Here is a 13,623-nt window from a genome sequence, read left to right as displayed (position 1 = left end):
CGGATCCGTGTTGCTCCAATACGGGACTAATCCTATCGTTATTATCCAGTTTGGTCGTCCGGACCCCACGCCGGGCCGACCGCGATCTCCCTTTTCAGCCGAGGAGCCACCATGGCCAGGCGAATGCCGTTGCTGTTCAGCGCCTTCAACATGCTCGCGCCGTCCCATCACGACCATGGGCAGTGGGTCCGCGACGAGAGCGGCCAGCGTGACTACACGCGGCCGGAGTACTGGGTCGACGTCGCTCGGACGCTCGAGCGTGCTCGATTCGACCTGTTGTTCTTCGCCGACGTCCTGGCGCCCTACGAGCTGCACGGCGGCAGCCGTGACGCCGCGCTGCGCACCGGGCTGCAGGCGCCGGTCCTGGACGCCGCCTCGATCCTCGCGCTGCTGGCCTTCCACACCGAGCATCTCGGCTTCGCCTTCACCGAGAACGTCCTCCAGGAACCGCCGTACTCCTTCGCGCGTCGCGCCTCGACGCTCGACCACCTGACCGGCGGCCGCCTGGGCTGGAACGTCGTCACCGGCTCGATCCCCGGCACCGGACGCAACCTCGGCTACGGCGGACTGCCCGAGCATGCCGACCGCTACGCCCGCGCGGAGGAGTACCTGCGGGTCGTCTACGCGCTGTGGGAGCGCAGCTGGGAGGACGACGCGGTCGTCCGCGACCGCGCGACCGGCCGGTACGCCGACCCGGCCAAGATCCACTCGATCAACCACTCGGGCGAGTTCTACGACGTGCCCGGCGCGCATCCGTCGGAGCCCTCGCCGCAGCGCACGCCGGTGCTGTTCACCGCCGGCGCGTCAGATCGCTTCGCCCAGTTCGCCGCCGATCACGCCGAGGGCGTCTTCTCCTCGATCGAGGTCGGCGACCCGGCCGCCAATGTCGCCCGGTTGCGCGCGGCCGCGGCGGCCGCCGGGCGCGACCCGGCGAGCCTCAAGATCATCAGCAAGTTCGCCTTCGTGCTCGGGAGCACCGAGGAGGAGGCGCGGCGCCTGGACGACGAGCTGGCGGAGACGCGCTCGGTCGAGTCGCTGCTGATCAAGCTCAGCGAGGGCGCCAAGGCCGACCTCAGCGTCCTGGGCCACCAGGAGCGGATCTCCGACATCCTCAACAAGACCGGCGACGAGCTTGGTGGCTTCCGCGCCCAGCTCGAGCGTGCGCCCGACCACGCGTGGACGCTGGAGCGCTACGTCCGCTGGCACGGTCGCCGCCACGCCGTCGGCACGCCCGAGCAGATCGCCGACGCGGTGGAGCACTGGGCCGACGTCGGCGTCGACGGCCTCAACGTCCACTACCTGATCTCGCCGGGCTCGTGGGAGGACTTCGCCGACCACCTGACGCCCGAGCTGACCCGCCGCGGGCTGATGCGCGCCGAGTACGACCCGCCCGGCACGACGCTGCGCGAGCGCCTCTTCGGCGCCGGCGCGCGCCTGCCCGCGTCCCACCCCGCCCGACGCGGCGCGCTGCAGCCCGCCTGACGCGCCCGACCTCTCCCAACCAAGCACCCCAACAAGAGAAGCAAGGATGAAGATCACACCCCTGTCCGCCGTCCTCCCGGCCGCCCTGGTCGTCTCCGCGCTGGCCGCCGGCTGCGGCGGCGGGAGCGGTTCCGGCGCGGGCGGCGCGAGCGCCACGGCCAGCGCCGACACCACCACCGCGACGGCGATCACGCGCGGCGGGACGCTGCGCTTCGGCGACACGGTCGTCGACTGCGCCGACCCGCACCAGCGCGGCAACAACCCGTCCAGCTACCAGCTCAAGCCGGTCACCGACTCGCTGCTGGCCCAGGACCCGAAGACCGGCAGGTTCCTGCCGTGGCTGGCGACCGCCTACACGGTCAACGACAGCGCGACCAAGTTCACCTTCACCCTGCGTCAGGGCGTCACGTTCAGCGACGGCACGCCGCTGGACGGCCAGGCGGTCGCCGACAGCATCGACGCGATCGTCAACAAGCTCGGCGCCGCCGCCTCGCTGCCGATCGGCTACCTCAACAACTACAAGGACGCCAAGGCGACCGGCGCGAACACCGTCGAGGTCGACTTCTCCAAGCCGAACATCGCCTTCCTGCAGGGCACGGCGACGACGAACCTCGGGATCGTCTCGGAGGCGACGTCGAAGCTCAGCGCCGAGCAGCGCTGCGCCAAGGGCGTCGTGGGCACGGGCCCGTTCGTCATCACCAAGTTCACCCCGGCGCAGTCGTTGGCCTACAAGCGCCGCGCCGACTACCAGTGGGCCAACCCGCTGGGCAAGAACCGCGGTCCGGCCTACCTCGACGGCCTGCAGATCGTCTCGATCAAGGACACGTCGGTGCTGGCCAACAGCCTGCTGAGCAACCAGATCGACGCCTACTCGGTGGTCCTGCCCCAGGACGCGGGCCGCATCGACCAGTCCGGCGGGCACGTCTACACCACCACCAACGCCGGCTACCCGGTGGCGATCCTGCCCAACGTCAAGGGCACCATCTTCAGCGACCCGGCCGTCCGCCAGGCGCTGCAGATCGGCTTCGACCGCAAGCAGGCGATCAGCGGCGTGATCGGCGACTGGTTCCACGCGTCGACCTCGGCGCTCAGCTCGACGACCGTCGGCTACAAGGACCTGTCGACCGACCTGGCCGCCGACCCCGCCAGGGCCGAGCAGCTGCTCGACGCGGCCGGGTGGAAGAAGGGCCCGGACGGCATCCGCGTCAAGGACGGCAAGAAGCTCAAGTTCGACGTCACCTGGGAGATCGACTGGAACGCGACCTCCAGCGTGCTGGCCGCCGTCAAGGAGCAGCTCAAGAAGATCGGCTTCGAGTTGGACATCAACCTGGTGCCCTCCGGCCAGTCGGCGGCGATCTACAAGAGCGGGAAGTTCGACTCGCGGTGGGTCAACGGCTACACGCCGGAGCCCGACACGCTGCGCGCGGTGCTGGCCGTCGACGCGGGCAACTGGTCCAACCGCGCGTCCAAGGACGAGCTCGACGGGCTCCTGCAGAAGCAGGTCCAGCAGGTCGACCCGACGCAGCGCAACGCGACGCTCGCGCAGATCCAGCAGCAGCTGGTCAAGGAGGGGTACCTGATCCCGATCTACGACTGGGCCCAGTCCTTCGCGGTCTCGTCGAAGGTGCACGGCGCGCAGTTGCTGTACCTGTCGGGCCCGGGGCCGCTGTACTCCGACATCTGGCTCTCCCACTAGGGATGCGCTGACCCGTGCGACGGATCGCGATGCGGCTGGCGCAGGCCGTGCTCGTGGTGTGGGGCGCCTTCACGGTCTCGTTCGTGGTGCTCTACCTCGTGCCCGGCGACAGCGTGAGCGTGATGCTCAACGCGGGCGGCGGCACGGCGGTCGATCCGGAGGCCGAGGCGCGGCTGCGCGCCGACCTCGGCCTCGACGGGTCGTTCCTGCACCGCTACCTCCACGACCTCGGCAACTACCTGCACTTCGACCTCGGCCGCTCCGCCGACCTCGGCGCGTCGGTCGGGCACCTGATCGGGTTGGCGGTGCCGCCCACCGTCGCGCTGACGCTGTGCGCGATGGCGATGTCGGTGCTCTTCGGCGTCGGGTTCGCGGTCCTCGTGTCGCGGTGGCCGCGCAGCCCGCTCGCGCGGGCCGCGCGGATCCTGCCCGCCTTCGGCAACTCGGTGCCGACGTTCTGGGTGGCCTTGATCCTGTTGCAGCTCTTCAGCTTCAACATCAGGATCTTCCCGGTCACGGGGCAGGGCACGTGGTACGCGATCGTGCTGCCCGCGGTGACGATCGCGATCCCCTACGGCGCGATGATCGCCCAGGTCGCGCTGGACGGCATCCGCCGCGCCCAGGCCGAGATGTACATCATGACCGCGCGGGCGAAGGGCGTGGGGGCGACGGCGGTGCACCTGCGCCACGTGCTGCCGTCGTCGCTGTTGCCGGTGGTCAGCGTCATCGGCGTCAACTTCGGGACGCTGCTGGCCGGCGCGGTGATCTCCGAGACGATCTACTCGCGCCAGGGCCTCGGCTCGCTCATGCAGACCGCGGTGCTGCAGCGCGACCTCCCGCTGGTCCAGGGGACGATCGTCGTCACCGCCGCGATGTTCGTGCTGGTGAACCTGGTGACCGACGCGGCCTACCCGCTGATCGACCCGCGTGTGCGGAGGGCGGCGCGATGACCCGCCGGGCACGCCGCGCGGATCGCGCGCGCCGCCACGCGCCGCGGCCCCTGGGCGCGCGCATCGGCCTCGGGCTGAGCCTGCTCGTGCTCGCCGTTGCGGTCGTCGCCGCGCTGTTCCCGGGGCTGGTCGCCCCGCACGACCCCTATGAGATCTTCCAGGGACACAACCTCGAGGCGCCGTCGGGCGCGCACCTGTTCGGCACCGACAACCTCGGGCGCGACCTCTTCTCGCGCGTGGTCCACGGCGCGCACGTCTCGCTGGTCGCCGCGCTGGTGGCGCTCGGCATCTCGTTCACCGGCGGCACGCTCCTCGGGCTGCTGTCGGGCTCCGGCGGCCGCGTCGTCGACGCGACGCTGATGCGCGCGACCGACCTGATGATGTCGATCCCCAGCCTGATGCTGTCGCTGGCGGTCGTCGCCGCGCTGGGCTTCGGGACGATCAACGTCGCGATCGCGGTCGGCGTCGCGGGCATCGCGGCGGTGACCCGGCTGATGCGCTCCAGCGTGCTGGTCGTCGCGCGGTCGGCCTACGTCGAGGCCGCCGCGCTGAGCGGCGCGAGCCGCACGTCGGCGCTCGTGCGCCACGTGCTGCCCAACGCGTTCACGCCGGTCGCGGCCTACGTCGCGCTGGACTTCGGCGCGAGCATCATCGCGATCTCGTCGCTGAGCTTCCTCGGCCTCGGCGTCAAGCCGCCCCAGCCGGAGTGGGGGTCGCTGGTGGCCGAGGGCCGGTCGTTCCTGGACACCGCGTGGTGGCTGACGACGCTGCCGGGCCTGGTCGTGACCGCGGTCGTCGTCGCCGCCAACGGCGTGTTCCTGTACTTCCAGGGCGCGACGAGGGCGGCCGCATGACCGCGGACGCCGAGCGTCCCGCGCTGGCCGTCCGCGGCCTGGGCATCGCCTACGAGACCCATCACTACTCCGAGACCGCGGTCGAGGACGTGTCCTTCGACGTGGGGGCGGGGCGCATCGTCGCCGTCGTGGGCGAGTCGGGGTCGGGCAAGACGACGATCGCGCGCGCCGCGGTCGGGCTGCTGCCCGCCACCGCGCGCGTCGCCGAGGGCAGCGGCATCGCGATCGACGGCATCGAGGTCGTGGGCGCCCCCGAGCCGGTGCTGCAGGCGATGCGCGGCTCGGTCGTCGGCTTCGTGCCGCAGGACCCGGGCCGCAGCCTGCACCCGCTCAAGCGGATCGGCGCGCAGATCGGCGAGGTGCTGCTCGAGCATCGGATCTGCGCCAAGGGCGAGGTCGACGAGCGCGTCGAGGCGCTGCTGACGCGGGTCGGCATCGACGAGCCCGCGACGCGCGCGCGGCAGTTCCCGCACGAGTTCAGCGGCGGCATGCTGCAGCGCGTTCTCATCGCCATTGCCATCGCCGGGCGGCCGGCGCTGGTCGTCGCCGACGAGCCGACCAGCGCGCTCGACGTCACCGTCCAGGCGCAGGTGCTCGCGTTGTTGGAGGAGATCGTCGAGCAGGACGGCGTCTCGGTCCTGCTCATCACCCACGACCTGGAGCTGGCCGCCGCGCACGCTGACGACGTCGTCGTGCTGCACGACGGCCGCCTGGTCGAGCAGGGGCCGACGGCACGCTTCTTCGAGGCGCCGTCGACCGACTACACGCGGACGCTGCTGGCCGCCTCGCCGAAGCTGGCGCCGCGGCCGCCGCGCCCCGGCGGCGACGGGCCGCCGATCCTGACCGTCGAGGACGTCCGGCGCGACATCAGGCTCGGCGGCTGGGGACGGTCGCGCGTGTTCTCGGCGGTCGACGGCGTCTCGTTCGCGCTCGGCGCCGGCCGCACGGTCGCGCTGGTCGGCGAGTCGGGCGCCGGGAAGACGTCGCTGGCGCGGCTGGCGCTCGGACTCGAGCGTCCGACCGACGGGCGCGTCGTGTTCGACGGCGTCGACGTCGCCCGGCTGGACCGCGCGGGCCGACGCGCGCTGCGCCGCGCCACGCACCTGGTCTCCCAGCACCCGGCCGCGTCGTTCGACCCGCGCTGGTCGGTCGAGCAGGTGATCGCCGAGCCGCTGCGCAACGCCGGGCACGAGCGGTCCGCCATCACCGCGCGCGTGCGCGAGCTGCTCGACCAGGTCGGGCTGTCCGCGACCGCGCTGCGCAAGGGCGCGCTGGAGCTGTCGGGCGGTCAGCAGCAGCGGGTCGCGATCGCGCGGGCGATCGGGCTGAGGCCGCGGCTGGTGGTCTGCGACGAGCCGACCTCGGCGCTGGACGTGACCGTCCAGGCGCGGATCATCGCGCTGCTGCGCGAGCTGCAGGACGAGACCGGCGTGAGCTACCTGTTCATCTCGCACGACCTGGCGGTGGTGAGCGAGCTGGCCGACGAGATCGTCGTCCTGCGGCGCGGCCGCGTGGTCGAGGCCGGGCGCGCGCACGACGTGCTGACCGCGCCGCGCGAGGCCTACACGCGCGCGTTGATCGCCGCGGTGCCGGGCGGTCAGCGGCCGAGCGCGGTGAACGCGCCGCGATAGAAGAGCAGCGGTGGCACGTGCTCCTCGGGGTGCGCGACGGCGAGCACGCGGCCGACGACGATGCGGTGGTCGCCGCCGTCGGCGACGTCGTGCAGCGCGCATTCCAGCGTGGCCACCGCGCCGTGCAGCAGCGGCGCGCCGGTGGCGGGGCCCGCCGCGTGGCCGACGCCGTCCCACGGCGGGACGCCGCGGGTGGCGAAGCGCTCGGCCAGCGCGGCCTGGTCGGCGTGCAGGACGTTGACCGCGAAGCGCTCGGCTTCCAGCAGCGCGGCGAGCGTCCGGGAGCCGTCGCGCAGGCAGACGAGCAGCAGCGGCGGGTCCAGCGACACCGAGGTGATGGCGTTGACCGTGCTGCCGCGCGGCGGGGCGCCGGGCGCGGTGATGATGGTCACGCCGGTGGCGAAATGGCCCATCGCGGCGCGCAGCGCCGTCGGGCCGAGCGCCGTCGCGCTCATATCGCCTTCCCCGGGTTGAGGACGTCGTGGGGGTCGAACGCGCGCTTGACCGCGGCGTGCAGCGCCAGGACGTCGTCGCCCTGCTCGTGGGCCAGCCAGTCGCGCTTGAGCGTGCCGACGCCGTGCTCGCCGGTGACGGTCCCGCCGAGCTGAAGTGCCAGCGCAAAGATCCTGTCGGCGGCCTCCGCGACGGCGGGCGGCGGGGCGTCCAGGGACGGGTCATAGGACAAGATCGGATGGACGTTGCCGTCGCCGGCATGGGCGAAGGCGTACAGGTCGACGCCGAGGTCCTGACGGATCCCGCGGAGCCGCGCGAACGCGGTCGCCAACTGCGAGCGGGGCACGACGATGTCCTCGATCAGCGCGGGGCCGAAGCGCTCGATCGACGGCAGCGCGAGGCGGCGGGCGGCCAGCAGCGCGGCGGCGTCCTCGGGGTCGGTCGCGTGGCGGACGCGCGTGGCGCGCGGTTCCAGGACCTCCAGCGCGCGGGCCAGCTCACGGTCGGCGGCCAGGCCGTCGAACTGGGCGATCACCAGCGCGCCGGTGGCCCCGCCGCGCAGCGTCGTGCCCTGGGCGCGGTCGATCACGTCGAGCGTCGCGTCGTCCAACAGCTCCAACATGCTCGGTGTCAGGCGGGCGGCCTGCAGCGCCACGCACGCCTGGGCCGCGTCGTCGGTCGTCGCGAAGTCCGCGGCGAGCGTGACGACCTGCTCGGGCACCGGGCGCAGGCGGACGGTCGCGCCGACGACGATGCCCAGCGTGCCCTCCGAGCCGACCAGCAGCGCGGTCAGGTCGTAGCCCGCGACGCCCTTGACCGTGCGCCGGCCGGTGCGGATCAGGCGGCCGTCGGCCAGGACGACGTCGAGCGCGAGCACGGCGTCGCGCGTCACGCCGTACTTGACGCAGCGCAGGCCGCCGGCGTTGGTGGCGACGTTGCCGCCGACGGTCGACAGCGCCGCGCTGGCCGGGTCGGGCGCGAAGAACAGGCCGTGCTGTCGCGCGGCCGCGTCGAGGTCGGCGGTGACGACGCCGGGCTCGACAACCGCGATCTCGTCGACCGGGTCGATGGCGACGATCCGGTCCAGCGCGCCGAGGTCGAGGACCAACGCGCCGTCGGCGATCGCGCCGCCGGCCAGACCCGACCCGGCACCGCGGACGACCAGCGGCACGCGCTGAGCGTGGGCCCAGGCGGCGACCTCGCGCACCTCGGCGACGTCGCGCGCGCGGACCACGCCGCGGGGCGGCGCACCGGTCGCGCCGGAGCGGTCGGTCCGCGCGGCGTCCAGCGTCGCGGGGTCGGTCGTCGCGCCGGCGGGCAGGCTCACGAGGCGCGGACGATCGACGGCAGCTCGGGGCCGAGCCGCAGGCGCTCCAAGAACAGGATGATGGTCGCGGCGACCGAGCGATGGGTGACGTCGTTGAGGATGTCGTGGCGGCCGTCGGCGACCAGGACGGCCTGCACGGTGGACGCGGACGCGTCGTCGCCGAAGGGCGCGAGCGCGTCGGCGGCGGGGGCGACCGGGTCGGCCGTGCCGTGGACGACGAGCGTGGGGATGGTCGGCGCGCCGAGCGGGGTGGCCAGCGCGGCGGGCAACGGGTCGGCCAAGCGGCCGCGGCGCACGCCGGCCTCCTCGGTCAGCACGCCGCGGTGTGCCGGGCACGCGGTGCGCCGGTCCAGCTCGTCGTCCCACGTGTCGGCGGGGTCGGGGCCGTCGCCGTCGGACAGCGCGAGGCCGGCGAGGACGAGCGCGTCGACGTTCAGCTCCTGAGCCAGCAGCGCCGCGTAGACCGCGCCGGCGTCGCTGCCGACCAGAACCCTCGGGCTCGGCAGCTCGGGGTCGTCGAGCAGCGCGACGACGTCGGCGCGGGTGGCGGCGAGGTCGGCCAGCCGGGTCTCGACCACGCGGACGCGGTAGGCATCGGCGGCGATCCGCCGGCCGAAGCGGCCGTAGATCGCGGCGGGCTCGCCGCGGCCGGTGAGCAGGATCAGCGTGCCGCGCGGCGCGATGCCGGTCGGCTCGTCGAAGGACAGGGCGTCGCTGGACAGCGTGGCGGAGGTCACGGACTCGATCCTCACGGCCGGCGCCGCGGGCGTCCAAGTGCGATGGCCGATGGGAAGTCATGGCGTTCTCTGATGGATATCTGGCATTTTCTATCTAAGATGTGGGTAATGGCTACGGCACTGGACCTCGACCACCTGCGGACCCTCGTCGCGATCTCCGAGTGCGGCGGCTTCAGCAAGGCCGCGTCCGCCCTGCACATGAGCCAGCCCGCTCTGAGCCAGCATGTGCGGCTCTTGGAGCGCCGGCTCAAGCGCAAGCTGTTCGAGAAGGACGGCCGCGGGATGAAGCTGACGCCCGACGGCGAGCGCGTCCTGGCCGAGGCGCGCCAGATCCTGGCCGTGCACGACCAGGCGCTGGACCGCCTCGACGTGCGCTCCGAGCAAGTTGTGGTGGTCGGATCGACCGAGCACGCCGCCGAGCAGGTGCTGCCGGAGATGATCCGCGCGCTCAGCGAGGCGTTCCCGGACATGACGACGCGCTTCGAGATCGCGCGCTCGACCCAGCTGATCGAGTCGGTCGGCAAGGGGGCGGTCGACTTCGTGTTCATCCTGGCCTCGCGCGGCGACGAGGGCGGCCGCGAGATCGGGCAGCTGCCGTTGAAGTGGTACTCGGCGCCCGGATGGGAGCCGCCGGCCGACGGTGAGGCCTTGTCGCTGGTGGCCTTCGAGGAGCCGTGCGCGCTGCGCGATCGGGCGCTGGCGGCGTTGGCCGCCGACGGCCACCGCGTCGGCGTGACCGGGCAGTCGACGACGCTGGAGGGCGTGCTGGCCGGCGTCCGCGCCGGGCTGGGCGTGGCCCTGCTGCCGAGCGTCGGCGGCGATCCGGCGGGGCTCGTCACCCGCGACGATCTGCCCAACGTCGGCTGGGCCGGGCTCAACCTGCTGGCGCGGCGCGGGTTGGACCCGAACGTCGAGCTGACCGCGATCGCGGCCGCCGAGGCGTTCTTCGAGCGCCACAGCCGGCTGCTGGACGTCCGCTGAGCGTCATGTCCACCGTGTTGGTCTCGGCCGCCGAGCTGGCCGCCGCGCTGGAGGGGCCGGAGCCCCCGGCGGTCCTGGACGTCCGCTGGGCGCTGGGCGGCCCGCCCGGCCATGACCTATATGTCGAAGGCCACGTGCCGGGCGCGGCCTACGTCGACCTGGACACCGAGCTGGCCGCCCACGGCGCGCCGACCGACGGCCGGCATCCGCTGCCGTCGGTGGAGGCGCTGCAGGCCGCCGCGCGGCGCTGGGGCGTGCGCGCCGGACAGGCGGTCGTCGCCTACGACGGCGGCGGGAACCTCGCCGCGGCGCGCGCCTGGTGGCTGCTGCGCTGGGCGGGCGTGGAGGACGTGCGGCTGTTGGACGGGGCGCTGCCGGCGTGGGTCGCGGCGGGTGGCGCGTTGGAGGCCGGTGAGGTGACGCCCGCGCCGGGCGACGTCGTGCTCGACGGCGGGCGTCTGCCGACGCTCGCGCTGGACGACGTGTCCGCCTTCGCGGCGAGCGGCGTCCTGCTCGACGCGCGCGCGGCCGAGCGCTTCCGCGGCGAGGTCGAGCCGGTCGATCCCAAGGCGGGCCACATCCCGGGGGCGCGCAGCGCGCCGACGACGGAGAACCTCGACGCCGACGGACGCTTCCTGGGCGCCGCCGCGCTGCGCGAGCGCTTCACGGGGCTGGGCGCGACCGGCTCCGAGCCGGTCGGCGTCTACTGCGGCTCGGGCGTGACCGCCGCCCACCAGATCGCCGCGTTGGCGATCGCCGGGATCGACGCCGCGCTGTACCCGGGCTCGTGGTCGCAGTGGAGCACCCACGACCACCTGCCCGTGGCCGTGGGTGGCTGACCACCGATCAAGATATTTCCACTGTATCGGTCGGAATTGGGTATTTCTCGACGATGTGTGAGAAGCGCGCATCCCGTGCTCCGAGTCGTCGGCCTACGCCCGAGGCGGTCTGGGACGCCCTGGCCGACTGGGGCGCGCTGCACACCCGGCTCGCCCCCGGGTTCGTCGCCGACACCCAGGTCGCCGAGCGCTTCATCGCGCGCGACGACGAGCTGCGGCGACTCTCCTGGACCGCGTTCGAGGGGCCGTACACCCATCACAACGGCAGCGGCCAGGTTTCCCGCTGGACGGCGGCCGGTCGCGGTTCGTCGGAGCGTCGACATCCTGCCCGACGAGACGGCGGCGTAGACCGAGGCGATGATGGAGGTCGGCACGCGATGAAGCAGGCGCTGGAGCTCAGGGCATGACCGGAGGGCTGGCCTCGCCGGGACCTCCGCCGCGCATCTCGCGGTCGAAGCTCGCCTGGGCCTCGTGCATGGCCTCCGCGTAGGCCGGCTGGGCGAGCCGCCGGGCGATCTCGTCGGGCGCCACGTCCTCGATCGCGGCGGTGATCCACCAGAGGTTCCCGAAGGGATCGCGGACGCGGCTGCCGCGCTGGCCGAACGCCTGGGTCACCAAGGGCGTCACGAGGGTCGCGCCGGCGGCGAGGGCAGCCTCGGTGGCCGCGTCCGCGTCGTCGACGAACACCCGCAGCATGGCCGGGAGGCGAGGCCAGTCCGGACGCCGGTCGAAGGCGAGCACGACGGTGTCGCCGACACGGATCTCCGCGTGGCCGACGCTGCCGTCCTCGAGCGGGACCGTGGCGGCATCGACCCCGCCGAACGCGTGCTCGACGAAGCGCAGCAGGGCGCGCGTGTCGTCGGTCATGATCCACGGCGTGACGCTGGTGTAGCCGGCCGGGGTGCTCATCGATGTCTCCTCCGATGTCGAGTTGATGGTCAACCCGGCGCACGCTAGGAGACGTATAGGCCGGCGCTTGTCCTATATCGGCAGGATGCCCGTATGACCGGTCCTCCTCAGCGCCTGCTGTCGTTGTTGTCCGTGTTGCAGGTGCCCCGGATCTGGCCCGGCAGCGAGCTCTCCGAGCGCCTCGGGGTCTCGCGGCGCACCCTGCGCCGCGACGTCGAGGCGCTCCGCGAGCTCGGCTATCCGGTCGAGGCCGTCCGCGGTGGGCAGGGCGGGTACCGGCTGGTCGGCGGCACCGCGTTGCCCCCGCTCGCGCTGGACGACGCGGAGGCCGTGGCCATGGCCGTCGGGCTGCGCCTGGCCGGCGCCGGGCCGCTGAAGGCGGCCGACGTGGCGGCGACGGGCGCCTTGGCGAAGCTGACCCAGGTCCTGCCGCCGCGCCTGCGCCATCGGGTCGACAGCCTGTCGACCGCGATCACCGCCGATCCGCTTGCGTCCTCCGCCGCGCCGGTCGATCCGGAGGCCCTCGTCACGCTGGCCGGCGCGATCGCCCGACAGGAGCGGCTGCGCTTCTCCTACACCCGGCCCGACCGTGCGCCGGCGCGCCGACACGCCGAGCCGCACGCCTTGGTCGTCGCCTCCGGCCGGTGGCGGTTCATCGCCTTCGACCTCGACCGGGACGCCTGGCGGACGTTCCGCCTCGACCGGGCCGCCGAGCTCACCGCGACCGGGGCGCCGTCGCGGACGAAGGAGCTCCCGGGCGGCGACATCGCCGCGTTCGTCGTCGCCGACGCCCTCGGCACGCACACGCTCTGCGCGGCGGACGTCCTGATCCACGCTCCCGTCGACCAGGCCGCGGCGGCCCTCGGCGAGCCGGTCGGCGAGCAGCTCGTCCCCGTCGAGGGCGACCGCTGCCGATGGACCTCGCCTCCGGACACGATCGACTGGCTCGTCTTCCGCTTGGCCACGCTGCGCCTCCCGTTCGTCGTCCACGGCCCACCGGAGCTCGCCGCGGCGGTCCGCGACGTCGCCGAGCGCTTCGCGGCCGCAACGGATCCCGCGAAGTGCGGGTCCATGAGTGTTACGTAGCATCCGAAACATGCAGGACCTCTCGCCTGAGCCTTCTGTCGACCCCGAGAAGCGCCACGCGGGCTCGGCCGACGCGCGTCGGTGAAGACCTACGCCGACGGCCCTCGGCCTTCAAGTCGTCCGCAAAGCGTGACTTGAGGGCGGCGAGGTTATCCCGATAGCCAGGAACAAGAACCCGCATCGCGTCGTCGCGGGAGGGCGGCCCTTCCCGGCTTGCCAGCAGACAATGGCCTACGAGTTGCGCGTACTGCTGGACGTCGTTGACCCATACCTGCCGTCCGGAGCGAGATACAGCACCAGCAATGGAGCACATGCCCGCGAACAGGTCGACGAGCGGAGCACCCGGCGAGACGTCCTCGAGCAGGTTCGCGACGCCGCCGGCGAGGGCGACCTTGTTCCCATGTACCGGATGCGCGTGCCGGCCGTCCCCGCTGCTGTCATCTCGCCGTTGTTCGACCCTGTGCCACCGTCCCCCCCGGGGGTGTTTCAGGCACTAGTGCCTGAAACGGAGCGCGATTTCGGCCTCATGACCACCCTCGGCGCAAAAGCGAAACCCCCGCGTTAGCAGGGGTTTCGCAACGATGGAGCTAGGGGGACTCGAACCCCCGACCTCCTGGGTGCGATCCAGGCGCTCTCCCAACTGAGCTATAGCCCCGGGTGGATCAGCGATTGTAGCCG

General features: G+C 73.0%; 13 protein-coding genes and 1 tRNA gene. 9 read left to right on the top strand and 5 right to left on the bottom strand.

The genetic code is table 11. The annotated features are described in order from the left end of the window. Positions 1-111 precede the first annotated feature (111 nt). From VFG42_RS23975 to VFG42_RS23955, 5 genes are read left to right on the top strand one after another with little or no spacing between them, the layout of a single operon-like run. On the top strand, positions 112-1,482 hold the full coding sequence (locus tag VFG42_RS23975; RefSeq protein ID WP_324911359.1) for an NtaA/DmoA family FMN-dependent monooxygenase: 1,371 nt from the start codon (positions 112-114) through the stop codon (positions 1,480-1,482). Positions 1,483-1,528: 46 nt separating this feature from the next. Further along, positions 1,529-3,178 (top strand): ABC transporter substrate-binding protein, encoded by a 1,650-nt coding sequence (locus tag VFG42_RS23970; protein WP_324911358.1) that lies wholly within the window; start codon positions 1,529-1,531, stop codon positions 3,176-3,178. Between the two features lie 14 nt (positions 3,179-3,192). Further along, entirely contained in the window at positions 3,193-4,128 is a 936-nt protein-coding gene (locus VFG42_RS23965) for an ABC transporter permease (RefSeq protein ID WP_324911357.1), read from the top strand. Next, positions 4,125-4,982: an ABC transporter permease gene (locus VFG42_RS23960; RefSeq protein WP_324911356.1), complete on the top strand. Its 858-nt coding sequence runs from the start codon at positions 4,125-4,127 to the stop codon at positions 4,980-4,982. Before VFG42_RS23965 ends, VFG42_RS23960 begins: the two co-directional genes overlap by 4 nt. After that, on the top strand, positions 4,979-6,613 hold the full coding sequence (locus VFG42_RS23955; protein WP_324911354.1) for an ABC transporter ATP-binding protein: 1,635 nt from the start codon (positions 4,979-4,981) through the stop codon (positions 6,611-6,613). The genes VFG42_RS23960 and VFG42_RS23955 overlap by 4 nt, the downstream gene beginning before the upstream one ends. On the opposite strand, the gene VFG42_RS23950 is transcribed toward VFG42_RS23955, so the two are convergent. The 3 genes from VFG42_RS23950 to VFG42_RS23940 are packed head-to-tail and all read right to left on the bottom strand — an operon-like array spanning position 6,580 to position 9,130. Next, positions 6,580-7,068 (bottom strand): flavin reductase family protein, encoded by a 489-nt coding sequence (locus VFG42_RS23950; protein WP_324911353.1) that lies wholly within the window; start codon positions 7,066-7,068, stop codon positions 6,580-6,582. The genes VFG42_RS23955 and VFG42_RS23950 overlap by 34 nt on opposite strands. Continuing rightward, a complete protein-coding gene (locus VFG42_RS23945) occupies positions 7,065-8,393 on the bottom strand; it encodes an FAD-binding oxidoreductase (RefSeq protein ID WP_324911352.1) in 1,329 nt (442 codons plus the stop codon). Before VFG42_RS23945 ends, VFG42_RS23950 begins: the two co-directional genes overlap by 4 nt. Then, positions 8,390-9,130 (bottom strand): hypothetical protein, encoded by a 741-nt coding sequence (locus VFG42_RS23940; protein WP_324911351.1) that lies wholly within the window; start codon positions 9,128-9,130, stop codon positions 8,390-8,392. The genes VFG42_RS23945 and VFG42_RS23940 overlap by 4 nt, the downstream gene beginning before the upstream one ends. 108 nt (positions 9,131-9,238) lie before the next feature. Between VFG42_RS23940 and VFG42_RS23935 the strand changes: the two genes are divergently transcribed. From VFG42_RS23935 to VFG42_RS23925, 3 genes are read left to right on the top strand one after another with little or no spacing between them, the layout of a single operon-like run. Then, positions 9,239-10,111: a LysR family transcriptional regulator gene (locus tag VFG42_RS23935; protein ID WP_324911350.1), complete on the top strand. Its 873-nt coding sequence runs from the start codon at positions 9,239-9,241 to the stop codon at positions 10,109-10,111. Positions 10,112-10,116: 5 nt separating this feature from the next. Beyond that, positions 10,117-10,950, top strand: a complete 834-nt coding sequence (locus VFG42_RS23930; protein WP_324911349.1) for a sulfurtransferase — start codon at positions 10,117-10,119, stop codon at positions 10,948-10,950. A gap of 53 nt (positions 10,951-11,003) precedes the next feature. Next, positions 11,004-11,357, top strand: a complete 354-nt coding sequence (locus tag VFG42_RS23925) for a hypothetical protein (protein WP_324911348.1) — start codon at positions 11,004-11,006, stop codon at positions 11,355-11,357. Here VFG42_RS23925 and VFG42_RS23920 read toward each other — a convergent pair. After that, a complete protein-coding gene (locus tag VFG42_RS23920) occupies positions 11,347-11,859 on the bottom strand; it encodes a VOC family protein (protein ID WP_324911347.1) in 513 nt (170 codons plus the stop codon). The genes VFG42_RS23925 and VFG42_RS23920 overlap by 11 nt on opposite strands. 93 nt (positions 11,860-11,952) lie before the next feature. On the opposite strand from VFG42_RS23920, the gene VFG42_RS23915 reads away from it, so the two are divergent. Next, on the top strand, positions 11,953-12,945 hold the full coding sequence (locus VFG42_RS23915) for a helix-turn-helix transcriptional regulator (protein ID WP_324911346.1): 993 nt from the start codon (positions 11,953-11,955) through the stop codon (positions 12,943-12,945). Between the two features lie 582 nt (positions 12,946-13,527). Here the strand turns inward: VFG42_RS23915 and VFG42_RS23910 are convergent. Further along, positions 13,528-13,600: transfer RNA gene (locus VFG42_RS23910), tRNA-Ala, on the bottom strand. Positions 13,601-13,623 lie beyond the last annotated feature (23 nt).

Origin of the sequence: Baekduia sp. (assembly GCF_035685985.1) — a bacterium.
Taxonomy (GTDB): Bacteria; Actinomycetota; Thermoleophilia; order Solirubrobacterales; family Solirubrobacteraceae; genus Baekduia.
Note: the sequence above shows the minus strand (reverse complement) of the source record. Positions and strands in the feature narration are given on the sequence as shown.